The organism is Clostridium aquiflavi, assembly GCF_031344075.1.
Classification (GTDB): Bacteria; Bacillota; Clostridia; order Clostridiales; family Clostridiaceae; genus Clostridium; species Clostridium aquiflavi.
Genome location: NZ_JAVJAN010000008.1, coordinates 54,853 through 80,323, shown reverse-complemented (window position 1 = coordinate 80,323; position 25,471 = coordinate 54,853). Strand labels below are relative to the sequence as shown.

General features: G+C 28.2%; 25 protein-coding genes. All 25 read left to right on the top strand.

From position 1 onward, the window contains the following. Nucleotides 1-87: 87 nt before the first annotated feature. The 25 genes from RGC78_RS04205 to ccpN all read left to right on the top strand — a co-directional run bounded on the left by RGC78_RS04205 (nt 88) and on the right by ccpN (nt 25,461). Entirely contained in the window at nt 88-1,155 is a 1,068-nt protein-coding gene (locus RGC78_RS04205; protein WP_252212607.1) for a stage II sporulation protein P, read from the top strand. Nucleotides 1,156-1,225: 70 nt separating this feature from the next. Next, the gene (locus tag RGC78_RS04200; RefSeq protein ID WP_252212606.1) at nt 1,226-1,606 is read left to right on the top strand and encodes a hypothetical protein; all 381 of its coding nucleotides are present in this window, start codon (nt 1,226-1,228) and stop codon (nt 1,604-1,606) included. A gap of 143 nt (nt 1,607-1,749) precedes the next feature. After that, entirely contained in the window at nt 1,750-3,552 is a 1,803-nt protein-coding gene (gene lepA, locus RGC78_RS04195; protein ID WP_252212605.1) for a translation elongation factor 4, read from the top strand. Nucleotides 3,553-3,649: 97 nt separating this feature from the next. Further along, nucleotides 3,650-4,789: a radical SAM family heme chaperone HemW gene (gene hemW / locus RGC78_RS04190; protein ID WP_252212604.1), complete on the top strand. Its 1,140-nt coding sequence runs from the start codon at nt 3,650-3,652 to the stop codon at nt 4,787-4,789. Nucleotides 4,790-4,973: 184 nt separating this feature from the next. Beyond that, entirely contained in the window at nt 4,974-6,005 is a 1,032-nt protein-coding gene (hrcA, locus tag RGC78_RS04185) for a heat-inducible transcriptional repressor HrcA (protein WP_252212603.1), read from the top strand. Between the two features lie 38 nt (nt 6,006-6,043). Then, nucleotides 6,044-6,664: a nucleotide exchange factor GrpE gene (gene grpE, locus RGC78_RS04180; protein ID WP_252212602.1), complete on the top strand. Its 621-nt coding sequence runs from the start codon at nt 6,044-6,046 to the stop codon at nt 6,662-6,664. A gap of 78 nt (nt 6,665-6,742) precedes the next feature. Beyond that, nucleotides 6,743-8,593 (top strand): molecular chaperone DnaK, encoded by a 1,851-nt coding sequence (gene dnaK, locus RGC78_RS04175; RefSeq protein WP_252212601.1) that lies wholly within the window; start codon nt 6,743-6,745, stop codon nt 8,591-8,593. A gap of 103 nt (nt 8,594-8,696) precedes the next feature. Continuing rightward, nucleotides 8,697-9,815: a molecular chaperone DnaJ gene (gene dnaJ, locus RGC78_RS04170; protein ID WP_252212600.1), complete on the top strand. Its 1,119-nt coding sequence runs from the start codon at nt 8,697-8,699 to the stop codon at nt 9,813-9,815. Between the two features lie 219 nt (nt 9,816-10,034). Further along, a complete protein-coding gene (locus tag RGC78_RS04165; protein ID WP_309556107.1) occupies nt 10,035-11,585 on the top strand; it encodes a nitrite/sulfite reductase in 1,551 nt (516 codons plus the stop codon). Between the two features lie 261 nt (nt 11,586-11,846). Next, nucleotides 11,847-12,506, top strand: a complete 660-nt coding sequence (gene trmB / locus RGC78_RS04160) for a tRNA (guanosine(46)-N7)-methyltransferase TrmB (RefSeq protein ID WP_252212597.1) — start codon at nt 11,847-11,849, stop codon at nt 12,504-12,506. Nucleotides 12,507-12,537: 31 nt separating this feature from the next. Continuing rightward, nucleotides 12,538-13,479, top strand: coding sequence for a 50S ribosomal protein L11 methyltransferase (gene prmA, locus RGC78_RS04155; protein WP_252212596.1), 942 nt, complete (start codon nt 12,538-12,540; stop codon nt 13,477-13,479). An 80-nt stretch (nt 13,480-13,559) separates the two neighbouring features. Beyond that, the gene (locus RGC78_RS04150; protein WP_252212595.1) at nt 13,560-14,324 is read left to right on the top strand and encodes an RsmE family RNA methyltransferase; all 765 of its coding nucleotides are present in this window, start codon (nt 13,560-13,562) and stop codon (nt 14,322-14,324) included. Beyond that, entirely contained in the window at nt 14,324-15,628 is a 1,305-nt protein-coding gene (gene mtaB / locus RGC78_RS04145; protein ID WP_252212594.1) for a tRNA (N(6)-L-threonylcarbamoyladenosine(37)-C(2))-methylthiotransferase MtaB, read from the top strand. The genes RGC78_RS04150 and mtaB overlap by 1 nt, the downstream gene beginning before the upstream one ends. Nucleotides 15,629-15,845: 217 nt before the next feature. Then, nucleotides 15,846-16,190 carry a histidine triad nucleotide-binding protein gene (locus RGC78_RS04140; RefSeq protein WP_252212593.1) on the top strand — a complete coding sequence of 115 codons (345 nt, stop codon included), beginning with the start codon at nt 15,846-15,848 and terminating at the stop codon, nt 16,188-16,190. 136 nt (nt 16,191-16,326) lie between these two features. Next, nucleotides 16,327-16,503: a 30S ribosomal protein S21 gene (rpsU, locus tag RGC78_RS04135; protein WP_003371500.1), complete on the top strand. Its 177-nt coding sequence runs from the start codon at nt 16,327-16,329 to the stop codon at nt 16,501-16,503. Nucleotides 16,504-16,532: 29 nt separating this feature from the next. Then, nucleotides 16,533-16,982 (top strand): GatB/YqeY domain-containing protein, encoded by a 450-nt coding sequence (locus RGC78_RS04130; RefSeq protein ID WP_035784011.1) that lies wholly within the window; start codon nt 16,533-16,535, stop codon nt 16,980-16,982. Between the two features lie 335 nt (nt 16,983-17,317). Next, entirely contained in the window at nt 17,318-17,596 is a 279-nt protein-coding gene (gene yqfC / locus RGC78_RS04125; RefSeq protein ID WP_252212592.1) for a sporulation protein YqfC, read from the top strand. 2 nt (nt 17,597-17,598) lie between these two features. Further along, nucleotides 17,599-18,729 (top strand): sporulation protein YqfD, encoded by a 1,131-nt coding sequence (gene yqfD, locus RGC78_RS04120; protein WP_252226216.1) that lies wholly within the window; start codon nt 17,599-17,601, stop codon nt 18,727-18,729. 34 nt (nt 18,730-18,763) lie between these two features. Beyond that, entirely contained in the window at nt 18,764-20,824 is a 2,061-nt protein-coding gene (locus RGC78_RS04115; RefSeq protein WP_252212590.1) for an HD family phosphohydrolase, read from the top strand. Between the two features lie 12 nt (nt 20,825-20,836). Continuing rightward, entirely contained in the window at nt 20,837-21,337 is a 501-nt protein-coding gene (gene ybeY / locus RGC78_RS04110) for an rRNA maturation RNase YbeY (RefSeq protein ID WP_252212588.1), read from the top strand. Nucleotides 21,338-21,361: 24 nt separating this feature from the next. Beyond that, entirely contained in the window at nt 21,362-22,063 is a 702-nt protein-coding gene (locus RGC78_RS04105) for a diacylglycerol kinase (RefSeq protein WP_252212587.1), read from the top strand. Nucleotides 22,064-22,500: 437 nt separating this feature from the next. Beyond that, nucleotides 22,501-23,388, top strand: coding sequence for a GTPase Era (era, locus tag RGC78_RS04100; RefSeq protein ID WP_252212586.1), 888 nt, complete (start codon nt 22,501-22,503; stop codon nt 23,386-23,388). A gap of 24 nt (nt 23,389-23,412) precedes the next feature. Then, nucleotides 23,413-24,162 (top strand): DNA repair protein RecO, encoded by a 750-nt coding sequence (gene recO / locus RGC78_RS04095; protein ID WP_252212585.1) that lies wholly within the window; start codon nt 23,413-23,415, stop codon nt 24,160-24,162. 6 nt (nt 24,163-24,168) lie between these two features. Then, nucleotides 24,169-24,786, top strand: coding sequence for a DUF4342 domain-containing protein (locus RGC78_RS04090; protein WP_252212584.1), 618 nt, complete (start codon nt 24,169-24,171; stop codon nt 24,784-24,786). A 42-nt stretch (nt 24,787-24,828) separates the two neighbouring features. After that, nucleotides 24,829-25,461 carry a transcriptional regulator CcpN gene (ccpN, locus tag RGC78_RS04085; RefSeq protein ID WP_252226220.1) on the top strand — a complete coding sequence of 211 codons (633 nt, stop codon included), beginning with the start codon at nt 24,829-24,831 and terminating at the stop codon, nt 25,459-25,461. The last annotated feature ends 10 nt before the right edge of the window (nt 25,462-25,471 follow it).

Sequence of the window (25,471 nt, the reverse complement as noted above, 5' to 3'; positions counted from 1 at the left end):
TTTTATAAAATTAATAATTTTATAAATAAAGATAATAATTATGTAAATTTATTAATATAAATATAAAAGAAGCAAGGGGGGGTTAACTTGTATAAACTTACATTAGGAAGAAAAAATTTTAAACAACAGAATGCAAGAACTAAGTTTCTTTCCAGAATTAACAGTGGACTAATATTATTAATTATTATAGTGTTTATATTTTTTCTAAGGGTTGGCAGTGTATTGAAGCAATGTAATGAGAGAGGTGGATATGCATATGTTCAATTATTAAACTTAGGTATGCCAATAGTAAAAGAACAAGTTTATAATGAAGAAAGTTATGCGGAAAATAACTTATCTTTAAAAAATGTTTTATTAAAATCAGTTGGTTTGGACGGGTTAACATATGAGAATATATTAAAAAGCGAAGTTGGCTTTTTTAATAATATAGATAGAAATGATGAGTCTACATTAACATTTAATCAATTTAGCGTAAATGAAGACAGTATATTAAAATTTTCATCAAATGAAAAATCATTAAATAGTAAGATTTATGATGCATCCTTAAAAAAGGAACTAAATGTATCTAAACCTGAAATTTTAATTTATCATACACATACAACTGAAAATTATGCAGAGGCTCCTGCTGATACTACTGATGAAAATGCAAATGTAGTTGGCGTTGGAGATGTATTAGCAAAAGAATTAGAAGAGAACTATGGAATTTCAGTAATACATGATAAAACAAATCATAGCGTTTCATATAATGATAGTTATTCAAGATCAAGTGAAACGGTAGATAAGTATCTAAAAAAATATGGTGATTTTAAAATTATATTAGATTTGCATAGAGATTCTGTGCCTGACAAAGGTGCTATGACTACAAAAGTTGAAGGGACAGAAGCTGCTAAAATTATGTTTGTAAATGCTAAAAATAGTACAAGGTATGATAAAAATAAAGCGTTAACAGAACAAGTATTTAAAAAGACAGAAGAACTATTTCCAGGATTAACAAGAAAAATATTAACTTATAATAGAGGAAAAAATGCATTTAATCAAAGTAAAAGTGATGGAAGCTTACTTTTTGAAATGGGATCTAATGTAAATTCAATTGAAGAAGCAAAAGTTACAGCAAGATGCATGGCAAGGGTTATTGCTGAAATATTAAATAAATAGGGATTAATGAATAATATTAATGGAATAAGACCATTATTTAGATAAATATATCTAAAGGTGGTCTTTTAAAATGAGAGAAAAAAAACACGGGATATTTAGAAGAATGTTACCAGTAATTATGCTGATCTTAATTGTATTAGGTGGACTTATAAAGGTGAATATCATTAATACAAAATCATTATCTCCACTTGGAAATACAAAGCAAAATTACGAATTAGTTAGTGAAGAGTTTGGAGAAGACTTTTCAAATTTTATAAAAGATAATTCAACAATTAAAATTTATAAAGAACAAGATAAACAATTGTTGATCAGAATAGGTAATAAGGACTTAAGAATTAATGAAGAATCTATTTTTACACAGAAGTTAAAAAATTTATATAACAAAATTAGTATTAATTTTACTGGTTTAAAAGAAAATGCGTATAATTTTACTCATAAATCTAAAGAATAATATTTAGATAAAAGGGTTTGAAAAAGTTTTATATAGAAATATTAAATACATGTATGATATAATTTAGGCACTTGAAAAAAATAAAAGGTTTTATTTAAATACAATGGGGGTGACTAAACTGCCTTATTAAGGTAGTTATATATATGAGTGAAAGACAAAAATATATACGAAATTTTTCAATAGTAGCACATATCGATCACGGTAAGTCAACACTTGCAGATAGATTGTTAGAAACAACAGGAACATTAACTAAGAGAGAAATGGAAGAACAAATCTTAGATAATATGGAGATTGAAAGAGAAAGAGGCATAACAATAAAGTCTCAAGCAGCTAGATTAGTCTATAGGAGAGAGAATGGAGAAGAGTATATATTTAATCTTATAGATACTCCAGGACATGTGGATTTTACATATGAAGTCTCTAGAAGTCTAGCAGCATGTGAAGGTGCTTTATTAGTAGTTGATGCAACTCAAGGGATTCAAGCTCAAACTTTAGCAAATTGCTATTTAGCTTTAGATAATGACTTAGAAATTTCACCAGTTATAAATAAAATTGATTTACCTTCAGCTAGACCAGAAGAAGTAAAACAAGAAATTGAAGATGTAATAGGAATAGATGCAGGAAGTGCACCTATGATTTCAGCAAAAACAGGTTTAAATATAGAACAGGTTTTAGAAAGTATAGTTGAAACTTTACCTCCACCTGATGGAGATGAAGAAGCACCTTTAAAGGCTTTGATTTTTGATTCTTATTATGATAGTTATAAGGGTGTTGTATCTATTGTAAGAGTACTTGATGGTAAAGTAAAACCAGGTGATAAAATAAAACTTATGGCAACTAACAAAGTTTATGATGTAACTGAAGTAGGTGTGTTTATTCCAAGCGCGCTTGCAGTTCCAGAATTAAGCGCAGGAGACGTTGGTTACATAACAGCATCAATAAAGAATGTTAGAGATGCAAGAGTTGGTGATACTATAACAGAAGCTAGTAGACCAACAGGAAAGGCATTACCAGGATATAAACCAGCAATACCTATGGTTTATTCAGGAATATATCCAGTAGATGGAGCAAAGTACGATGAATTAAAAGAAGCATTAGAAAAATTACAAATAAATGATGCAGCATTAAACTTTGAACCTGAAACATCTATCGCATTAGGTTTTGGTTTCAGATGTGGATTCCTAGGATTATTGCATATGGAAATAATTCAAGAAAGAGTTGAAAGAGAATTTAATTTAGATATAATTACTACAGCACCATCAGTTATATATAAGGTTACTAAGACAAATGGTGAAGTATTGGATATTACTAATCCAACTAATTTACCACCAATGACAGAAATAGATTTTATGGAAGAACCAGTGGTAAAAGCATCTATAATTACACCAACTGATTATGTTGGAGCTGTTATGGAATTATGTCAAGAACGTCGTGGAATTTATATAGACATGCAATATATAGAAGAAACAAGAGCAGTAATAACTTATGATATGCCGCTAAATGAAATAGTTTATGACTTTTTCGATACATTAAAATCTAGAACTAGAGGATACGCATCTTTAGACTATGAATTTAAAGGATACAAGACAACTAAGTTAGTTAAGCTTGATATTTTATTAAATGGAGATGTAGTTGATGCATTATCAATGATAGTTCCAGATGAAAGAGCTTATAGCAAAGGAAGAGGCATAGCTGAGAAGTTAAAAGAAATAATTCCAAGACAAATGTTTGAAGTTCCAATTCAAGCTGCAATTGGCTCAAAAATTATAGCAAGAGAAACAGTAAAAGCTATGAGAAAAGATGTATTGGCTAAATGTTATGGTGGAGATATTTCAAGAAAGAAGAAATTACTTGAAAAGCAAAAAGAAGGTAAGAAGAGAATGAGACAGGTTGGTTCTGTTGAAGTACCACAAGAAGCATTTATGGCAGTATTAAAAGTAGATTAAAAATATAATAAAAATTAAACATAAGAAAAAAAGCTGACAAATTTGTCAGCTTTTTTCATCTAAAAGTATTAAAAAGCATTAATTAGGAGGAGAAAAGATGAAAGAACTATTTTTAAAAGAAATATCTTTATATATACATATTCCGTTTTGTAAGCAAAAATGCTTATATTGTGATTTTCCCTCATATTCAGGAAAAGAAAAATTTATTAGTGAGTATGTAAATGCACTTAATAAGGAGATTAGAACTAAATCTAGCAATTATAAAATTAAAAGTATATTTATTGGAGGTGGTACACCCTCTTATTTAAATGAAATAGAATTAGAGAAGCTTTTAAAATGCATTAATACTTTAAGATTAGAAGAAAATTTAGAATTTACTATGGAATGTAATCCAGGTAGTTTAAGTGAAGATAAGCTAAAAATTATGAAAAAATATAATGTAAATAGAATAAGTATGGGACTTCAATCTACAAAATCATCTCTTTTAAAAGAAATCGGGAGAATTCATACTCTTGAAGAATTTGAAAATAATTATTTATTGGCAAGAAAAGTAGGATTTACAAATATAAATATAGACTTAATGTTTGGATTGCCAAATCAAAGTGTAGAAGATTGGAGAAGAACATTAGAGAAAATAATAGAATTTAATCCAGAACACATATCTGCATATAGTCTAATAATTGAAGAGGGAACTTGTTTTTATAATTTATATAATAAAGATAAATTAAATTTACCATCTGAAGAAGAAGAAAGAGAAATGTATTTGCTCACAAAAGAATTTTTGAAAGATAATGGATATAATCAATATGAGATTTCTAATTTTGCAAAAGATGAAAAAGAATGTTACCATAATACAGTTTATTGGAAATTAAATGAATATTTAGGACTAGGAGCTTCAGCAAGTTCTTATATTGATGGGAAAAGAATAAAAAACATAGATGATATAGAACTTTATATTAAAAATATAAATAATAATAAAAATGTTGAAAATGAAATCTATAAAAATAATATAAATGATAACATGGAAGAATTCATGTTTATGGGGCTTAGAATGATTAGCGGAATAGAAGAAAGCGAATTTAAAGAGAGGTTTAAAAAAGATATAGACGAGGTATATGGAACCATAATTGATAAAAATATTAAACAAGAATTATTAGTTCGTAATGGGGGTAGAATATATTTGACATCTCGTGGAATAGAAGTATCAAATAGTGTTATGAGTGATTTTATAATATAACTTTTATAGTAAATTAGAGTAAAAATGAGAAAAATGGAGAAAAGTCAATAAAAAATCAAATAAAAGAAGTGAAGATCTTTATATTAAATATAAATAGAATTGACAAAAAACATGATAAATACTATATTAAAAACATAGTCATTAGCACTCGAACATAGTGAGTGCTAACAAAAGAGGTGAGATTATGACTATTGATGATAGAAAAATAAAAATACTTCAAGCTATTATCAATGATTATATTCATACTGGAGATCCAGTTGGCTCTAGAACTATTGCTAAAAAGTATAACTTAGGGGTAGGGTCTGCAACCATTAGAAATGAGATGGCAGATCTTGAAGATATGGGTTATTTAGAACAACCTCATGCTTCGTCAGGAAGAGTTCCATCTAGTAAGGGATATAGATTATATGTTGATAATTTGATGGAAAATCAATTGCTAACACCTGAAGAAAATTTGAGAATAAAGCAATATATTATAGATACGGCTATGTTAGAAGTAGATAAAATAGTTAGACAAACAAGTTCTTTATTATCAGAACTTACTAATTTAACTTGTGTAGTTCAAACTCCATCAGTAAATAAAAGTTTTATTAAATCACTTCAGTTGATGAAAGTAGATAGTACTACATTAGTATCAGTAATAATAACAGATGCTGGAGTAATGAAAAATCATATAATAAGAGTTAATTCAACGCCGACAATTGAGGAATTGAATAAGATAAATGCAGTTATTAATAGGAGACTGGTAAATCTTTGTATAGAACAAATAAATTTACAAGTTATCAATCAATTAAAAGAAGATTTACAAGGATACGATGAATTATTTAATGCTTTGTTAACTCCATTATATGAAACTCTAAAAAATGCAGCAGATTCACCTGATTTAATTATGGAGGGCACTACTAATATATTTAACTATCCAGAATACAACGATATTGAAAAAGCTAAGGAAATGTTATCTCTTCTTAATGATAAAGAGTCATTAAGAGATTTACTTAAAACAAATGAAGATATAACTATTAGAATAGGTGAAGAAAATTATAAGCCACAAGCTAAAGAATGTAGCATAATAGCTGCAGAATATTCTTTTGGAAATAGACCCATTGGAACCATTGGATTAATAGGTCCTAGAAGAATAGATTATTCTAAAGTAATAGCAATAATGGCTGAAATTGTAAAAGAATTAAACAATATGTTAAATAATCAGAATAAATAATTTTTATAATCAATAAGAGAAGAGGTGTAATTTCAGAAATGGAATATAATGGTGAAACTTTAAAAAATGAAGAAGTAGAAGAGATAATTGAAGATGTTATCGAAGAAAATGAAAAAAAAGAAGATAACATTGAAAATAATGATAAGGAAAATCTAAATGATGAAGCTTCTGAAGAATCTTTAAATGAAGAAGAGGATGAACTTAGCATGATGAAAAAGTATAAAGAAGAAAATGAAAAATTAAAGCAGGAAATGGAATCTTTAAATGATAGAGTATTAAGAATTACTGCTGAATATGACAACTACAGAAAAAGAACAACTAAAGAAAAACAAGGAATATACTCAGATGCATGTGTAGATGTATTAAAAGAATTAGTTCCTGTTTTAGATAATCTTGAAAGAGCAGTTGCTGCAGAAGGAAGTCTTGAAGACCTAAAAAAAGGTGTAGAGATGACAATAAAATCTTGCCAAGGTTCTTTTGAAAAACTAGGAGTTGAAGAAATAGATGCATCAGCAGATTTTGATCCAAATCTTCATCAAGCAGTAATGCATATAGAAGATGAGAATATGGGAAAAAATCAAATTGCAGAAGTTTTCTTAAAAGGATATAAAAAAGAAGATAAAGTAATTAGATATACAGTTGTTAAAGTAGCTAACTAATTAACTAGCCTATGAAAAGAGGCTAATATTTAAATAAAATATACAAATAAATTAAACCAAATTTAGGAGGAATATATTATGGGAAAAATAATAGGAATTGACTTAGGTACAACTAATTCATGTGTTGCAGTTATGGAAGGTGGAGAACCTGTTGTTATAACAAATTCAGAAGGAGCAAGAACTACTCCATCAGTAGTATCTTTCCAAGCTGGCGGAGAAAGACTAGTAGGTCAAGTAGCTAAAAGACAAGCGATAACAAATCCAGACAAAACTATTATCTCAATAAAGAGACATATGGGAACTTCTTATAAAGTTGATATAGATGGTAAGAACTATTCACCACAAGAAATTTCAGCTATGGTACTTCAAAAAATAAAAGCTGATGCTGAAAGCTATTTAGGTGAAAGTGTAACTCAAGCGGTTATTACAGTACCAGCTTACTTTAATGATAGTGAAAGACAAGCAACAAAAGATGCAGGTAAAATTGCTGGTTTAGAAGTATTAAGAATAATCAATGAACCAACAGCAGCAGCTTTAGCTTATGGATTAGATAAAATGGATTCAAATCATAAAATATTAGTTTATGATTTAGGTGGTGGTACTTTTGATGTATCTATCTTAGAATTAGGAGATGGAGTATTTGAAGTATTATCTACTAATGGTGATACAAAACTTGGTGGAGATGACTTCGACCAAAAAGTTATGGATTATATAGCAGAAACATTTAAGGCAGAAAATGGAATTGATTTAAGACAAGATAAAATGGCTCTTCAAAGATTAAAAGAAGCAGCAGAAAAAGCAAAGATTGAATTATCTTCATCAATGCAAACAAATATCAATTTACCATTTATAACAGCTGATGCAACAGGTCCAAAACATATAGACCTAAACTTAACAAGAGCTAAATTCAATGAAATTACTAATGACTTAGTTCAAAGAAGTATTGAACCTATGAAAAAAGCATTAAGTGATGCTGCAATTTCTATAGATGAAATTGAAAAAATAATCTTAGTTGGTGGATCAACAAGAATACCTGCTGTTGTAGAAGCAGTTAAAAACTTTACAGGAAAAGATCCATCAAAGGGAGTTAATCCGGATGAATGTGTAGCAGTAGGAGCTGCAGTTCAAGCAGGAGTATTAACAGGAGAAGTTAAAGATGTATTATTATTAGATGTTACACCATTAACTTTAGGAATAGAAACAGCTGGTGGAATAGCAACTCCATTAATTGAAAGAAATACAACTATTCCAACTAAAAAGAGTCAAATATTCTCAACTGCAGCAGATAGTCAAACATCAGTTGAAATAAATGTAGTTCAAGGTGAAAGACAAATGGCTATGGATAATAAATCATTAGGAAGATTTACTTTATCAGGAATAGCTCCAGCACCAAGAGGAATTCCTCAAATTGAAGTTACTTTTGATATTGATGCTAATGGTATTGTTAAAGTATCAGCATTAGATAAAGGAACAGGAAAAGAAGCTAATATAACTATTACTGCATCTACTAACTTAAATGATGAAGAAATAGATAAAGCTGTAAAAGAAGCAGAAAAATTTGCAGAAGAAGATAAGAAGAGAAAAGAAAAGGTAGAAACTTTAAATAATGCAGATCAATTAATCTATCAAACAGAAAAAGCCTTAACTGAACTTGGAGATAAAGTATCAGCAGAAGACAAAGCTAAAGTTACTGAAAAATTAGAAGCTCTTAAAGCTATAAAAGATGGAGAAGATTTAGAAGCTATAAAGAAAGCTACAGAAGAATTAACTCAAGAATTCTATGCTGTATCTTCTAAAGTTTATGCAGCAGCAGGTGGAGATCCATCTCAAGCTGGTGGATTTGATCCAAATGCAGCAGGTGGAGCAGAGCAAGCACCACATGATGACAATGTTGTAGATGCTGATTTTAAAGTAGATGATGATAAATAATTTTACTATATTCTAGTTATCTAATATAATAATTCAGAGGGAAGGCAATGCTCGTCTTCCCTCTTTAAGGTAGAAAACAAAACTAGGTGGTGAACATTAATAAATGGCAAACAAAGATTATTATGAAGTTCTTGGACTTCAAAAAGGTGCAAGTGATGATGAAATAAAAAAGGCTTTTAGAAAATTAGCTATTAAGTATCATCCCGATAAGAATAAGGGAAATGCAGAAGCAGAAGAAAAATTTAAAGAGATAAATGAAGCGTACCAAGTGCTTTCTGATCCTGAAAAAAAATCTAATTATGATCAGTTTGGAACAGCTGATTTTAATGGCGGTGGATTTGGATCAGGCGGCTTTGGTGGCTTTGATATGGGCGGCTTTGGAGATATTTTTGATATGTTTACTGGCGGTTCAAGTACACGTAGAAGAAATGGACCAGTTAGAGGAAATGACATTGAATATACATTAACATTAACTTTTGAAGAAGCTGTTTTTGGAGTTGAAAAGGAAATTACAGTTAATAGAAGCGAAAGTTGTGAACACTGTAATGGTTCAGGTGCTGAACCTGGAACTTCTAAGAAGACTTGTCCAACTTGTGGCGGCTCAGGTCAAGTAAGAGTACAAAGACAAACTCCACTTGGAAGTTTTGTATCAACATCAACTTGTGATAGATGTAGTGGTACAGGAAATATAATTGAAAAACCTTGTACACATTGTAGAGGAAATGGAAATGTTAGAAAGACAAGAAAGATAAACGTAAATATTCCTGCGGGAGTTGATACTGGAAATGTTATGCCTCTTAGAGGACAAGGTGAACATGGCTTAAGAGGGGGAAGTCCTGGAGATTTATACATTAGAATAAATGTAGCTCAATCAAAGGAATTCACAAGAAAAGGAAATGATATTTATATAGATACTCACATATCAATGGCTAAAGCAGCTCTTGGTACAGAGATTACAGTTAAAACAGTAGAAGGAAATGTGAAATATACTATTCCTGAAGGAACACAATCAGGAACACTATTTAGATTAAAAGGAAAAGGTGTTGCTAGAGTTAATTCTACTGGAAAAGGTGATCAATATGTAAGAGTTATTGTTGATATACCAAAAGGATTAAATCAAAAGCAAAAAGAAGCGTTATATACGTTTATGGAAGCTTGCGGTGAAGAAATGAATGAAAATACTCATAATTCTAAGAAAACATTTTTCGGAAGAAAAAAATAATTTTTAAATAAAAAATCGTTTCAAATTTTAATATAATTTGAAACGATTTTTTTGCATAATAAAGTGAAATATATATAAAGATAATACTGTAAGATAAGCACCATTTTAATTTTAGGGATATTTTAAAGATGGGTTATATTGTAATATAAAGCTAGTGAGTAGAGGAATTTATAAATGTTTGTTTATTGTTAATCTTAAAGCAAAGGTAGGTAGGTTTTAATGGATAGGTTGAAAAAAATTTTGTTAGATGAAATAGAAGATTTCAGAAAAATAGGTCATGATTTTTGTGAAGGTAAAATGTCGGCAATGGATTTTAAGAAAATATCTGGTGGCATGGGAACATATGCTCATCGTGGTGGTGAAAAATTTATGGTGCGTCTTAGAATACCATCAGGAATAACACATGTAGATGAATTAAAATTTATATATGATATGGCTAAAAAGTATAATTTAGAAAAGATACATTTAACTACAAGGCAAGCTGTTCAATTTCATGATATATCTATAGATGATGCATGTGAAATAATGAAAGAAGGATTAGAACATAATATATATACTAGAGGAGCAGGTGGAAATTATCCAAGAAATGTTGCAATGTCTCCACTAGCAGGTGTAGATAGATATGAAGCTTTTGATGTTACACCTTATGCATTAGCAGTAAATAATCATTTTTTAAGAAAAATAAATACATATAATCTTCCTAGAAAAATTAAAGTTTCATTTTCAAGCAGTAATATGGATTGTGGACATTCTACTGTTACAGATTTAGGGTTTTTAGCAGTTGTAGAAAATGGTAAAAAGTATTTTAAGGTATACATAGGCGGAGGGTTAGGAAAAAATCCAAAGTTAGGAATTGTGTGTGATGAACTTATAGATCCTAGTGACGTCTTATATCATGTTGAAGCTATGACAAATCTATTTATGGAAGAAGGTGACTATGAGAATAAAAACAAAGCACGTATAAGATATATATTAGATAAAATGGGACCAGAAGAATTTTTAAATTGCTATAAAAAACACTTGAAAGAATTAAGGGACAAAGAAGATTTGACTTTGCATTTACATGTATCAGAGTGCAACAAAGAAGGTATAGAAATTGATTTAGAACATAATAGATTGTATGAGCAAAAGCAAAAGGGATTGTATAGTGTATACTTTCATCCAATAGGAGGTCAATTATATCTTAAAGATTTAAAATTAATTATTGACGAAATTGAAAATACTAAAGATGTAGAAATAAGACTTACTATGACAGAAGGCATGTATATTAGAAATTTAAATGGAGAAGAAGCTAAAAGGCTTTTAGAAGCTACAAAAGATTTAGGTGGAGAAACTACATTAGAACAAAGTATATCTTGTATAGGAGTACCTACATGTCAAATAGGCATATTAAATAGCCAGGGTATATTAGATAATATACTAAAATATTTTAAAGAGAAAAATTATAGAAAAGATGTATTACCTAGAGTTCATATATCCGGCTGTGGAAATTCATGTGGTATTCATGAAGTTGCTTTGATTGGATTTACAGGAAAGAAGAAGAGAGTAAATGATGAAACTAAAGACGTATTTGAACTTCATATAAATGGATCTTTTGAAGAAGGCAATGCAAGACTTGGTAAAATATATGGAGACATTTTAACAGAAGATATTCCAGAATTTCTTTATGAATTAGCATTATTATTGGAAAAAGATAATGTTAATTTTCATGATTATCTAAAGGATCATGAAGAAGAATTTGAAGCATTAGTAAATAAATTTAAAAAATAAGTATAGATTAGCTATTTATTTCTTGATTTTTTTGGGAAATAAATAGCTTTTTATATTTTATAAAACCAATTAAATAGAAGTGTTTCAAATTTTATATAATTGCAATATATTTCGATATATGTATAATTATTATGAATGATAAAGTGAATTTTAATGCTAAAATAAGCAAAAGAATTCTTTTTTTATTAAGGAAATACATAGGTCTTATTGGTTTGATATTAAACTTATAAGGCATTAGATAAAAGATGGAGTGAATTAACAATGAGAATGAGAAAAAAGCCATGGGCAAGACCAGAACTTGAAAGTTGTAATTTTTTTATTGTAAATCCTAAAGAAAACAAAGGTAAGTGGAAGGAATCATTTAACAATGAAAATCCTATTTACTTAGAACTTGGATGCGGTAAAGGTGTGTTTGTAGCTGTACATGGTTCTGATAATGAAAATATTAATTATATTGCAATTGATATAAAAGACGAAGTGCTAGGTCTAGCTAAAAGAAATATAGAAAAAGCATATAACGAGAAAAATAAAGAATTAAATAATATTAAATTGATGGCTCAAGAGATTGGTCTTATTAATGAAATGTTAGATGAAAATGACAACATAAGTAGAATTTATATTAATTTTTGCAATCCTTGGCCTAAAAAGAAACATAAGAAGAGAAGACTAACTCATACAAGACAGTTAACTCAATATAGAAACTTTTTAAAAGAAAATGGAGAGATTTGGTTTAAGACAGATGATGATGAATTATTTGAAGAATCTCTTGAATATTTTAAAGAAGGTAAGTTTAGAATTGAATATATAACTTATGATTTACATACTAGTGGTTTTGAAGGAAATGTTGAAACTGAACATGAAAGAATGTTTACGGAACAAGGAATAAAAACTAAATTTTTAATAGCAATAAAAGAAGACTAAAAAATTAAAATAAGTGTAGGAGTGATTTAATATGAACGGAGTATGGATAGAAGTTAGAGTAATAACAAGTTGCGAAGCAATAGAACCTGTATCAGGAATATTTTATGGATTAAACAGCCAAGGGGTTGCCGTAGAAGACCCAAACGATTTATTAACAAGAGATCAAGGACCATTAACTTGGGATTTTGCAGACATAAACGTATTAGAGCATAAAGGTGAATTTGCAGTAGTTAAAGCTTATTTCTCTGGAGACGATAATTTAGAAGAAATAGTTTCAATTACAAAGGAAAAAATTAAAGAAATTCAAGACATGGGAATAGATATAGGAAAAGGTATAGTTGAATGTGACAAGATAAAAGAAGAAGATTGGGCAAACAACTGGAAGAAGTACTATAAACCATCAAATATTACAGACAGAATAGTTGTAAAACCTATGTGGGAAGAATATGCACCTAAAGATGAAGAGTTAGTCATTGAATTAGATCCAGGAATGGCATTTGGTACAGGAACACATGAAACTACAAGAATGTGTGTTAAAGCATTAGAAAAGTATGTGAAAAAAGATTCAACTGTTTTTGATGTTGGTTGTGGTTCTGGTATTTTAGCCATAGCTGCAGCAAAGCTTGGAGCAAAATTAGCTTTAGGAGTTGATTTAGATCCAGTAGCAGTTGAATCTGCTAAAGAAAATGTAGGATTAAATGATTTAGATAATATTGAAATATTAGAAGGAAATCTTCTTGATGTAATTGATGGTAAAGCTGATATAGTAGTTGCAAATATAATAGCAGAAATTATTTGTATATTAACAGATGATGTTAGTAAAGCTCTAAATAAAGGTGGATTATTTATTACTTCAGGAATAATACATGAAAGAGTAGACATGGTTACTTCAAAGCTTGATGAGTGTGGATTTGAGGTTATGGAAGTAAACAAAGATGGAGAATGGAATTGTATAGTTGCTAAATTAAAATAATGTTTTTTAACATTAATTAAAATAGAGCAAAGTAATGAAGCTAAAAATAATTTTGAATTTATTTAATGAAGGAGATTTTTATGCATAAGTTTTTTACTTCAGCATGCAATATCACAGAAAAAGAGGGAAAAATACTTGGTGATGATGTAAAACATATATATAAGGTTTTACGTTTAAATCAGGGTGAAAAAGTAGTTTTAAATAACTGTGAAGGTAAAGAATACTTAGGAGAAATTGAATCTGTTGGAAAACAAGAAGTAATAGTAAATATATTAGAAGAATTAAGTACTAATAATGAAAGTAGAGTAAATATAACTTTATTTCAAGGATTACCTAAAGGACAAAAGATGGATTTGATAGTTCAAAAAGGAACGGAACTTGGTATAAAAGAATTTGTGCCGATAATAACAGATAGAGTAGATGTTAAATTAAAGGGCGAATTTAAAAAGCTTGAAAGACTAAATAGAATTGCGTTAGAGGCAGCTAAGCAATCAAAAAGAAGTATTATACCAAATGTAAGAGAAGTTGTTGAGTTTGACGAAGCTTTAAATGAACTACAAAGATTAGATCTAATTTTAGTCCCTTATGAAAACGCAGAAAATTTTGGTTTCAAAAGTCTTGTAAAAGAACTAAGTGATAAAAATGTAGATTTAAATTCTATAAAAAATATAGGAGTTGTAATAGGACCAGAAGGTGGATTTGAAGAAAGTGAAATTGAAACTTTAAAACACAAAGGTGCCTATATAATAACTCTAGGCAATAGAATTTTACGTACAGAAACAGCAGGATTTGTAGCTACTTCTTTAATACAATATGAATTAGCAGATTTAGGAGGAAATGTTTAATGAAAGTTGCATTTGCCACATTAGGATGTAGAGTTAATCAATATGAAACTGAAGCGATGACAGAAAAGTTTATAAGAGAAGGTTATAGTGTTACTGACTTTGATGATTTTGCTGATGTTTATGTTATAAATACATGTACAGTTACAAACATGGGGGATAAAAAATCAAGACAAATAATAAGCAAGGCTAGAAGAACTAATAGTGATGCTATAATTGCAGTGGTTGGATGTTATTCTCAAATAGCTCCAGAAGAAGTTTCTAAAATTGAAGGTGTAGATGTTGTTTTAGGAACAAGAAATAAAGGTGATATAGTATATTTTGTTAATAAAGCTAGAGATGAAAAAGCAATACAAGTAAGTGTCAATGAAGTTCTTAGAAATAAAGAATTCGAAGAACTTAATATAGAAGAATATCAAGATAAAACTAGAGCATTTTTAAAAATACAAGATGGATGTAATAGATTTTGTACATTTTGTTTGATTCCATATGCAAGAGGTGCTACTTGTTCTAAAAATCCACAAAAAGTTATTGAAGAAGTAAAGAAATTAGCAGAGCATGGATTTAAGGAAGTTATCTTATCTGGTATACATACAGCTTCTTATGGAGTGGATCTAGGCTCAGACATTACGCTAATAAGCTTACTGGAAGACATAGAAAAGATAGACGGAATAGATAGAGTTAGAATTGGTTCTATAGAACCAGCATTTTTTACTGATGAAGTAATAAATAAAATAAAAAACATGAAAAAATTATGTCCTCATTTTCATTTATCACTTCAAAGTGGTTCTAATGATACTTTAAAGAGAATGAATAGAAGATATACTGCAGAAGAATATGCTAAAACAGTTCAAACACTAAGAGAGAATATTGAAGATGTATCAATTACAACTGATTTAATAGTAGGTTTCCCTGGTGAAACTGAAGAAGAGTTTAATGAGACATATGAATATTTAAAGAATTTAAAATTAACTAAAGTTCATTTATTTAAATATAGTCCTAGAAAGGGAACTAAAGCAGCAGAAATGCCAAATCAAATAGATGGAACTATTAAAGATAAAAGAAGTAAAATATTATCAGAGTTAAATAAAGAAAATGAAATAGAATTTATTAAGAAACTAGTTGGCAGAGATATGGGTGTTTTAATAGAAAGAGAATGTCCGCATAAAGCAGGAATGTTTGAAGGATATACAAAAAACTATGTAAAAGCTGAGATTTCTGATGCAAATGAAAAGATGATAGGCAAAATTATGAATTGCAATATAGAAGATTACGAAGATAATTATATTATTGGGAAAATAAAGTAAAGATTTGGTATAATAAATGTGTAAAAATAAGAAAATATAATTATATACAAAATTATAATTTCTAATAGGCTATGTTTTAAATATATATTTATATATGCAATAGATGAAGTGACATTGTGATTGGAATTTTAGAATTATGATAAGAGTTTTGATTATGCATATATCAATATTGTATTAGAACGGAACATTTTGATAATATTTTTTAGGAGGTGAATTTATGGTAGATTGTATATTTTGTAAAATTATAAAAGGTGATATTCCAAGCAAAAAGTTATACGAAGATGAGCTTGTATATGCATTTTATGATATAAATCCAGAAGCACCAGTTCATTTTTTAATTATTCCTAAAGAACATATAAAAAGTGCAAATGAATTAAATGAAAAAAATATTAATGTAGTTTCACACATCTTTAAAGTAATTAATAAACTAGTAGTAGAGCTTGGTATTGCTGAAAGTGGATATAGAATAGTGAACAATTGTGGAGAAGATGGTGGCCAAACGGTAAATCATATGCATTTTCACATTTTAGCTGGTAGAAACTTGCAATGGCCACCAGGTTAAAATTTACAATATAATTAGTCAGACATTTTATTCTAAGTTGTTGACATTAATCATTGTAATATTGTATAATATACCGTGTGTTATAAAGCCCATAGCTGAGTTAATTAATTTAAGCTAGCGGAGGGAGGGATAGTAAATGTCAGAAATTAAAGTTGGAGAAAACGAGACACTTGAAAGTGCTTTAAGAAGATTTAAAAAGAAGTGTGCTAGAGCTGGGGTTCTTTCAGAAGTAAGAAAGAGAGAACATTATGAAAAGCCAAGCGTTAAGAAAAAGAAAAAATCAGAAGCTGCTAGAAAGAGAAAGTTTAAATAAAATGGTTTCTTTTGAAAGAAGGTATAACAATGCCAACAATTAAGGAAAAACTTCAAGAAGACTGGAAAGCCGCTTTAAAGGCTAAAGATAAATTTAAAGCTAATACAATTAGTACAGCGAGATCTGCTATATTATTAGTTGAGAAAACTGATAATGTTAAGCTTGAGGATGATGAAGTTATCAATATTTTAGCAAAAGAAGTTAAGCAAAGAAGAGAATCTATGCTTGAATTCGAAAAAGGAAATAGACAAGATTTAGTGGATCAGTGTAATGCTGAGCTAGAAATTTTGTTGGAATACCTTCCTCAGCAGTTAAGCGAAGAAGAAATAAAACAAATAGTAAAAGATTCAGCTGAAGAAATGGGTGCAAGTAGCATTAAAGATATGGGTAAAGTTATGTCGGCTATAAGACCTAAAATTGTAGGCAGAGCTGATGGTAAACTTGTAAGTCAGATTGTTAAGGAATATTTAAATAAATAATAAAAGAACTCTTTTTTTGAGTTCTTTTATTATTTATAAGCTATACAAAAAATCCTTATGTTTAATATATTGTTAAACATAAGGATTTTTTTGTTGTCCAAGTAATTATGAGAAAATCTCAAAGAAGCTACATCATCTGAAATTAAGAGTTGTATTACACTATAATTTAAATAATATTTTAATATATAGTATTTTTAGTAAGCACTAACTTGAACTTTAACTTTCAAAAACTGTTTTATATACAAAATACAATGTATGGTAAATTTTAATGAATTAATTTAATTATTTAATCATAGATTACAATAGCAGAGTATTTGGGTATAGAGGAGGAGAATATGGAAGATAAGTTTCAAAGAGGACGAGAAAAAGTATTTGATAAATTAGAGTTTCCCACAGATGTTGTTTTAGATTTGCCAAAGATCATTGTTGTAGGAAATAAGGAAATAACAATTGAAAATCATAAGGGTATTATGACTTTTGACAATAACATGATAAAAATAAACTCTAGAATTGGTGCAGTTATAGTAGAGGGTGAAAAATTTGAAATACTTTTTATAGGAGATAATACCATTACTATAAGTGGAATTTTTAGAGGAATATCTTATGAGGGATAAATATGATATTAGATAAGTTTAAAGTAGGAAAAATAACAATAGAAGTTAACAGTCTAATACCTGAAAAGACATTGAACATACTTTGGCAAAAAGGAATAAATGTATCAAAAATAGTTAAACTTAATATAACTACAGTAAGGTTTCAGATACCTTTTGATTCATATAAAGAAGTGGAAGAGGTAGTTAAAAGGACTAAAGGAAAAGTCAGAATTGTTGGGAAAAGTGGTATAATAGTTTTACTATTATCAATAAAAAGAAAATTATCATTGTGTATTGGAGCAGGAGTATTTTTATTGGTTTTATACTTATTATCTAATTATATCTGGGCCATAGATATACAAACTAGAAATAATTTATCACCATTTGAGATTAGAAAGGAACTTACATCTATAGGTATAAAACCAGGATTAAAAAAATCTGATATAAATGTATATAATATAGAAAAAAAGATGGAAGATTTAGATTCAGAAGTTATGTGGGTAAGAGCTAGAATAGAAGGATCCACATTAAGAGTAATTGTAGCAGAAAAAGTTAATCCACCAGTTACAGAAAAAATATTACCAGAGCAAGTGCTAGCTAAGATGGATGGAGAAATTAAAAGGGTATTTACTTTTTCAGGGAATCCAGCAGTAAAACCTGGAGATATAGTAAAAACAGGTAATGTTTTAATTTTGCCAATACAAGGCAAAGAAGGCTTTGAAAAAGAAGTTAAGCCAAGTGGCAGTGTAATAGCTAACACTTTTTACGAAAAGTCAATGGAAGTACAAATAAGTGGGGAAAAAATCCAAAGAACTGGGGAAAAAGATAGAGATATTTATGTAAACTTTTGGGATAAGAAAATTTATCTAAAAAAAGCTATAAATGATTTTAAATATTATGATAAAATAGAGGAAACTGGTGGTTTATTAAATCAAGTAATATATTTTAGAAAAGAAGGAAAAAGTGTTAATTTAGATAAGGATAAAGCTGTAGAAGATGCAGTAGAAAAATTAAGAAAATCATTACAAAAGGATTTAACTAATGATGCTAAAATAATAGACAATAAAGTAAATATAGAAAATATTTCTAAAGATACAATATGTATAAAGGTGATTTTTACGGTTGAACAAGATATAGCTGAAAATATATCTTAATACTTTCAATGTTAGCGATGAGAAGGTGATTAACATGAAATCAAAAAATAATAAGAAACTACAGAATTTGAAGTCAAAAAAATCAAAGTATTTGGCTTTGTTTGGTACTGTATTTATTGTGTCATATCTTTTACTTTTAACAGCAATAGCACCTAAACAGTTTAATTTGCAAGAGGGCGACATAGCTAGAGTTGATATAAAAGCACCAAGAGATACAATAGATCAAAAAGCAACAAAAGAAAAAGAAAGTGAAGCTATAGAAAAAGTTGATAAGCAGTATACAGTAAAAAATGAAGTTAAAGTTCAAGCAGAAGATAATATAAAGTCTTTATTTGATGAAGTATTAAATTTAAATGCAACAAATATGGATGAAGCAAGTAAAATAACTGAATTAAGAAAAATAACGCAATTTAAATTAACAGATAGTGAATACAAAGAATTAATAAATACACCTAAAGAAACATTAATTGACTTAGAAGGAAAAATAGTCAATATAATTGATAAGATTTATAAGAAAGATATTCAAGAAAATAATGAAAGTTCACTTGAAAATGCAAAAAAAGAAGGAATAAATGCTATTGAAGAATTTAATATAGCAACTCCATTAAAAGAAATATTAGTTAATATAACAAAATCACAAATAAATCCAAATTTATTTTATGATAGTGAAAAAACTGAAGAAATGCAAAAAGAAGCCCAAAAAAGTACTTCTAAAGTTATAATAAAGAAAAATCAAATTATAATAAAAGAAGGAGAACCTGTAACAGCAGAACAAATTGCTATAATAAACGAATTAGGACTTCTTGATAATGGAATAACAGGCAAATATGTATATGTATATTTATCTTTAGCACTATTTTTATTTGTTATATTATTTTTACAATATAGTTATATATATTTAAATTATAAGGAAATATTTTTTGATGCTAAAAGATTAATTCTTATTAGTTTAATTAATATACTTTCTCTTATTTTAGCTAGAAGCATTGGAGCTGTTTCGGCATTTTTAATTCCCTTTGCATTTGGATCTATGTTACTCACATTACTTTTAAATTATAAAATTTCAATTATAATAAGTATTTTTAATTCAGCCATAATTAGTGCACTGGTTGAATTTGATCCACAAGTGATGTTATTAGTATTTATAAATGCTATTTTAGGTGCTGTTATGCTAAAGAAAATGCAACAGAGGAATGAACTTATATATGCAACATTATATATATCAGTAGTTAGCTCAATATTAACATTAGCTACAGGAGTTATTATATCTAGTAATTTAAAGGAAATTTTCATAGTAAGTTTATTCTCTATAATTGGAGGAGTGTTATCAGGAATCTTTGCATTAGGAGTACTACCATTTTTAGAAGGTACCTTTAATGAAGTTACTACGATTAAGTTATTAGAATTATCAAATCCTAATAATCCACTATTAAAAAAGTTACTTATGGAGGCACCAGGGACATATCATCATAGTATGTTAGTTGCAAACCTTGCAGAGATGGCAGCAGAAGAAGTTGGAGCAAATCCAGTAGTCGCTAGAATTGGAGCTTATTATCATGATGTAGGTAAGACTGAAAGACCTTATTTCTTTGGGGAAAATCAAATTGGTAGAGAAAATCCACATGATAAGATAAGCGCTAAACTTAGTACACACATTATAATATCACATGTTAAAGATGGATTAAGATTAGCTAAAGAACATAAGTTGCCTGCTATAATTCAAGATATTATAGCAGAACACCATGGAACTACCTTGGTAAAATATTTTTATTATACTATGAAAAATAATGCTGAAAATCCAGATGATATAAAAGAAAAAGATTATAGGTATTCAGGACCTATTCCAAGTAGCAAAGAAGCTGGTATAGTAATGCTTGCAGATGGAATAGAAGCAGCGGTTAGATCGATAAAAGAGCCTAACAAAGAAAAAATAGAGGAAATGGTTAATAACATAATAAAGGATAAGTTAAATTCCAATCAATTAATCAATTGTGATTTAACACTTAAGGATATTGAAAAGATAAGATTATGCTTTTTAAATGCATTAAATGGTATATATCATCAAAGAATTGAATATCCAAAAGAAAAATTGTAGGGAGAGTGTAAGATGATTTACGTTGATAATAGACAAGAAAAAATGGAAGTAAGTGATGAGTTTACAAATCATCTAGAAAAGGTAATAGAATTTGCGTTAAAAGAAGAAGGTGTTAATATTTCAAGTGAAATCTCTTTATTATTCGTTGATAATGAAGAGATTAGAGAAATTAATAATGAAACAAGAAATATAGACAGAGCTACAGATGTTTTATCTTTTCCTATGCTGGATTATCCAGAAAAGAAAGTATTTAAAGAAGTTTATACAGAAAATGATTTTTCTAAAGCAGATTTTGATGGAGATGATTTAGTACTTGGAGACATTGTATTGTCTTTAGAGAGAGCTTTAGAACAAAGTAAAGAGTATAATCATTCTTATGAAAGAGAAGCATCTTATCTAGTAGTACATTCAGTGTTACATCTTCTAGGATACGATCATATGGAGGAAGATGATAAGGTGAAAATGAGAAAAAGAGAGGAAGAAATATTAACTGCACTTGATATAAGAAGATAGTAGAAAAGCAGGTGAAAAATAACGATGAAATTTAAAAAAGTTTTAGATAGTTTTAATAATGCTATAAATGGAATCATAGAAACTGTAAGAACAGAGCGTAATATGAAAATACATTTAATAGTAGCGTTGTTAATATTGATAGCATGTTTTTTCTTTGATGTAACAAAATATGAATTTCTTATATTAGCCATAACAATTACTATGGTTATAAGTGCAGAAATAATTAATACAGCTATAGAAGCTGTAATAGATCTAAAAGCAAATTATTATCATCCATTAGCTAAAATAGCTAAAAATGCAGCTGCCGGAGCTGTTTTAGTTACTGCAATAAATGCTGTATTAGTAGGATATATAATATTTTGGGATAAATTATCGTATTTTTCATATAACTTAATTAATAAAGTTAAAAAATCAGAACCATACACAATTTTTATTGTACTAGTAATAGTATGTATAGCTACAATAATAGTAAAAGCTATATTTGGAGAGGGAACACCATTAAAAGGTGGAATGCCAAGTGGACATAGTGCTTTAGCATTTTCAATTGCCACAGCAATTTCATTAATTACAGAAGAACCTATATGTGTTATGTTAAGCTATTTAATGGCTCTTATAACCGCTCAAAGTAGAGTTGACTCTGAAGTACATACGATTTTGGAAGTTATTGTAGGAGCACTCTTTGGAATTTTATTAACTATGCTTATATTTGTAGTATTTAGAATATAAACAGTAAAATTAATACTTAGAAAAGTATGAAATCTTTTAAAATTAGTGTTAGCAATTGATAAACTATGTAGTTAGTTTATTCTTTTAAAGATAAATTTCTTTCAAATAAATAATAAGTGCTCGTAAAATATCATTAGAAAATTTTACGAGCATTTGTAATTTAGGCATAATCAAAAAGTTTTAATTATTATCATAGAAATATTAATTAATAATTCTTTGTATATATTCTTATTTCATAAACGTTGTTAATTATTATTTATAATATACATAATAGAATAAATAGAGTATACTATTTGTAAACTATATTATGATTAGAGAAGATATAGTTATTTTCTAGTTAGGGAAATAAACTTTATCTAAAGATGAATTTTAATTTATAATTAACGTATAACTTAATTACAGTATTTGAGTATGGTTAAGTTATAGAAGGAGGAAAAATGTTTAAATCAGGATTCGTTACAATAGTTGGTAGACCTAATGTGGGAAAATCAACTTTATTAAATTATATAATGGGGGAGAAACTATCAATAGTTTCTAATAAGCCTCAAACCACTAGAAATAATATTCAAACAATATTAACAGGTGAGGACTATCAAATTGTCTTTGTTGATACACCAGGAATTCATAAGCCAAAACATAAGCTTGGAGAATATATGGTCAATTCTGCGAAGGATTCCACTAATGATGTTGATTTAGTTTTATTTTTAACTAATCCAGACGAAGAAATCGGAAAAGGAGATAAGTTTATCTTAGAATCTTTAAAAGATAAAAAATGTCCTGTATACCTTGTTTTAAATAAGATAGATGAAAGTACACCAGAAAGAGTAGCTAAAAGTTTAGAAATGTATTCAAGCGAATTCAACTTTAAAGAAATAGTTCCTATAGCTGCAATAAAAGGAAAAAATGTAGATACATTAGTTGACTTAATGAAAAATGAGTTGCCAGAAGGACCTAAATATTATCCAGAAGATATGATAACAGATGTTCCAGAAAGATTTGTTGTTTCTGAAATCGTAAGAGAAAAAGCTTTAAGATGTTTACGTGATGAAGTACCACATGGTATTGCTGTTGATATAATTCAAATGAAGCAAAGTGATAATGGAACTTATCATATAGAAGTTGATTTGATTTGTGAAAAAGATTCCCATAAAGGAATAATAATAGGCAAAAACGGACAAATGCTTAAAAAAATAGGTGAAACTTCAAGATATGAGTTAGAAAGATTTTTAAGAACAAAAGTTAATGTTAAAATATGGGTTAAAGTAAGAAAAGAGTGGAGAGATAATCAAAATCTGTTAAAAGAATTAGGATATAAGAAAAAATAGATATATTTATTCTAAAATTAGGAGATGATCTTTCTGGCACTTTTTGAAAGTAAAGCTGTTATTATAAAATCACAGGATTTTAAAGAAAATGATAAATTAGTTTGGCTTTATACAGAAGAGTTGGGTAAGATTACTGCCATAGCAAAAGGGGCAAAGAAAAGCAAAAACAAGTCTTTTTCTATTACTTTGCCTTTATGTTATGGTGAGTACATGTTATATAAAGGTAAAAATTTGTATACGATTCAAGAAGGGAAAATTATAAATTCTTTTCAAGGATTGTTAGAAAACTTAGATAAGCTTACTTACTCATCCTATTTATGTGAACTCATAGATATATGTACACCTGATGATGAAAAAAATAAACAGATTTTTATAGATTTAGTTACGACTTTTTATCTTTTAGATACAAATGCTTTAGAGTATGAATTGTTAGTTAGAGCATTTGAATTAAAATTATTAAAAAACACAGGATATTCTTTAGAATTAGAGAATTGCTGTATGTGTAAAAAGAAAATCCCCTCATCTAATTATATAAGTTTATCTAATTACGGTGGGGTATGTGATGAATGTCCTAAAGAATATGGATTGTATATTTCAAAAGCTACTTATAATGCTTTGAAATTTTTATTAAAGATGAGAATAGATAAGGTATATAGACTTAATTTAACTGATAAAATCAAAGAAGAATTAGAAAAAATATCTAGCTATTTGATATCAAATAATTATTCTAAAAAGCCTAAAAGCTTAGAAATGTTAAAATTTATTAAGGAGTGATAAATAATGACTAATATTACATTAGAAAAAGTAGATATGATAATAGAAAGAACAGGAGTTAGCTATGCAATAGCTAAACATGCGTTAGAAGAATGTAATGGAGATGTTTTAGAAGCATTAATTTATTTAGAAGAAGAAATTAAAGATGATGAAAATGTAGACTATAATATTTATGATGATAAAGAAGATAAACAAAATATGACTATAGAAGAATTAAAAAATTTTATTAAAGATTTAATTCATAAAGGGAATATAACAAGAATAAAGATTAAGAAGGAGGATACTGAGTTAATAGATATTCCTGTAAATGCAGGAATAGCCGCTGGAGTTATTGCAGTATTAATTCCACCAATATTGGTAGCAGGTATAATTGCAGCAGTTGCAACAAAAATAACAATAGAAATAACTAAAAAAGATGGTTCAGTCGAAGTTATAAATAAATATGTATGTAAAGTTTCAAATGATGTGAAAGACAAAGCCGTTGATATTGCAGATAAAATGAAATCTAAAGTAGATGAAGTAAAGAATAAAGTAAAAACAAATAATGGTGAAGATAAATCAAAAGTATATACTGGAAATGAAACAGTTTATACATATAAAGTTGATTTTGATGACCAAGATTAAAAGTTTAAGTAATTCTTTTATTTCAGGGAAAGAGGGAGAATTTTGAAGTTATCAAATAGGCAAGAAGAAATAATTAAGTTAGTAAAAGAGCATCAACCAATCACAAGTGAGGCTTTAGCAGAAAAGTTAGGTTTAACAAGAGCTGCAATTAGAGCAGATTTATCAATACTTACAATGATAGGCATTTTAGATGCTAGACCTAAGGTAGGATATATATATTCAGGCAAATCTTCTAGTGGTATGTTACATGACTATATAACTGAAATTAAAGCTAATGCAATTATGTCTAAGCCAATTACAGTTAGTGAAGAAACTATGGTATATGATGCAATTGTATTTTTATTCCTTAATGATGTAGGTACATTATTTGTAGAAAATGAAGGCGTTTTAACTGGAGCTGTTTCAAGAAAGGATTTTCTTAAAATTGCTATAGGCGGAACGGATATCCACAAGGTACCAATTGGAGTAATAATGACTCGTATGCCCAATATTATATGTGGTAATAAAGATGATAATGCATATGATTTAGCTAAAAAAATAATAGAGCATGAAATTGACAGTATCCCCATTGTAGAATCGTTAGAAAAGATAGGTGATAAGGAACAATTTAAGATAATAGGAAAAGTTTCCAAGACTAATGTTACAAAATTGTTTGTTAAATTAGGAAAACAATAATAATAAGGTT

Excerpts from the sequence above, each read along its gene's own strand:
- RGC78_RS04200 (WP_252212606.1), top strand. The coding sequence starts at position 1,226 with ATGAGAGAAAAAAAACACGGGATATTTAGAAGAATGTTACCAGTAATT.
- lepA (WP_252212605.1), top strand. The coding sequence starts at position 1,750 with ATGAGTGAAAGACAAAAATATATACGAAATTTTTCAATAGTAGCACAT.
- hemW (WP_252212604.1), top strand. The coding sequence starts at position 3,650 with ATGAAAGAACTATTTTTAAAAGAAATATCTTTATATATACATATTCCG.
- hrcA (WP_252212603.1), top strand. The coding sequence starts at position 4,974 with ATGACTATTGATGATAGAAAAATAAAAATACTTCAAGCTATTATCAAT.
- grpE (WP_252212602.1), top strand. The coding sequence starts at position 6,044 with ATGGAATATAATGGTGAAACTTTAAAAAATGAAGAAGTAGAAGAGATA.
- dnaK (WP_252212601.1), top strand. The coding sequence starts at position 6,743 with ATGGGAAAAATAATAGGAATTGACTTAGGTACAACTAATTCATGTGTT.
- dnaJ (WP_252212600.1), top strand. The coding sequence starts at position 8,697 with ATGGCAAACAAAGATTATTATGAAGTTCTTGGACTTCAAAAAGGTGCA.
- RGC78_RS04165 (WP_309556107.1), top strand. The coding sequence starts at position 10,035 with ATGGATAGGTTGAAAAAAATTTTGTTAGATGAAATAGAAGATTTCAGA.
- trmB (WP_252212597.1), top strand. The coding sequence starts at position 11,847 with ATGAGAATGAGAAAAAAGCCATGGGCAAGACCAGAACTTGAAAGTTGT.
- prmA (WP_252212596.1), top strand. The coding sequence starts at position 12,538 with ATGAACGGAGTATGGATAGAAGTTAGAGTAATAACAAGTTGCGAAGCA.
- RGC78_RS04150 (WP_252212595.1), top strand. The coding sequence starts at position 13,560 with ATGCATAAGTTTTTTACTTCAGCATGCAATATCACAGAAAAAGAGGGA.
- mtaB (WP_252212594.1), top strand. The coding sequence starts at position 14,324 with ATGAAAGTTGCATTTGCCACATTAGGATGTAGAGTTAATCAATATGAA.
- RGC78_RS04140 (WP_252212593.1), top strand. The coding sequence starts at position 15,846 with ATGGTAGATTGTATATTTTGTAAAATTATAAAAGGTGATATTCCAAGC.
- rpsU (WP_003371500.1), top strand. The coding sequence starts at position 16,327 with ATGTCAGAAATTAAAGTTGGAGAAAACGAGACACTTGAAAGTGCTTTA.
- RGC78_RS04130 (WP_035784011.1), top strand. The coding sequence starts at position 16,533 with ATGCCAACAATTAAGGAAAAACTTCAAGAAGACTGGAAAGCCGCTTTA.
- yqfC (WP_252212592.1), top strand. The coding sequence starts at position 17,318 with ATGGAAGATAAGTTTCAAAGAGGACGAGAAAAAGTATTTGATAAATTA.
- yqfD (WP_252226216.1), top strand. The coding sequence starts at position 17,599 with ATGATATTAGATAAGTTTAAAGTAGGAAAAATAACAATAGAAGTTAAC.
- RGC78_RS04115 (WP_252212590.1), top strand. The coding sequence starts at position 18,764 with ATGAAATCAAAAAATAATAAGAAACTACAGAATTTGAAGTCAAAAAAA.
- ybeY (WP_252212588.1), top strand. The coding sequence starts at position 20,837 with ATGATTTACGTTGATAATAGACAAGAAAAAATGGAAGTAAGTGATGAG.
- RGC78_RS04105 (WP_252212587.1), top strand. The coding sequence starts at position 21,362 with ATGAAATTTAAAAAAGTTTTAGATAGTTTTAATAATGCTATAAATGGA.
- era (WP_252212586.1), top strand. The coding sequence starts at position 22,501 with ATGTTTAAATCAGGATTCGTTACAATAGTTGGTAGACCTAATGTGGGA.
- recO (WP_252212585.1), top strand. The coding sequence starts at position 23,413 with ATGATCTTTCTGGCACTTTTTGAAAGTAAAGCTGTTATTATAAAATCA.
- RGC78_RS04090 (WP_252212584.1), top strand. The coding sequence starts at position 24,169 with ATGACTAATATTACATTAGAAAAAGTAGATATGATAATAGAAAGAACA.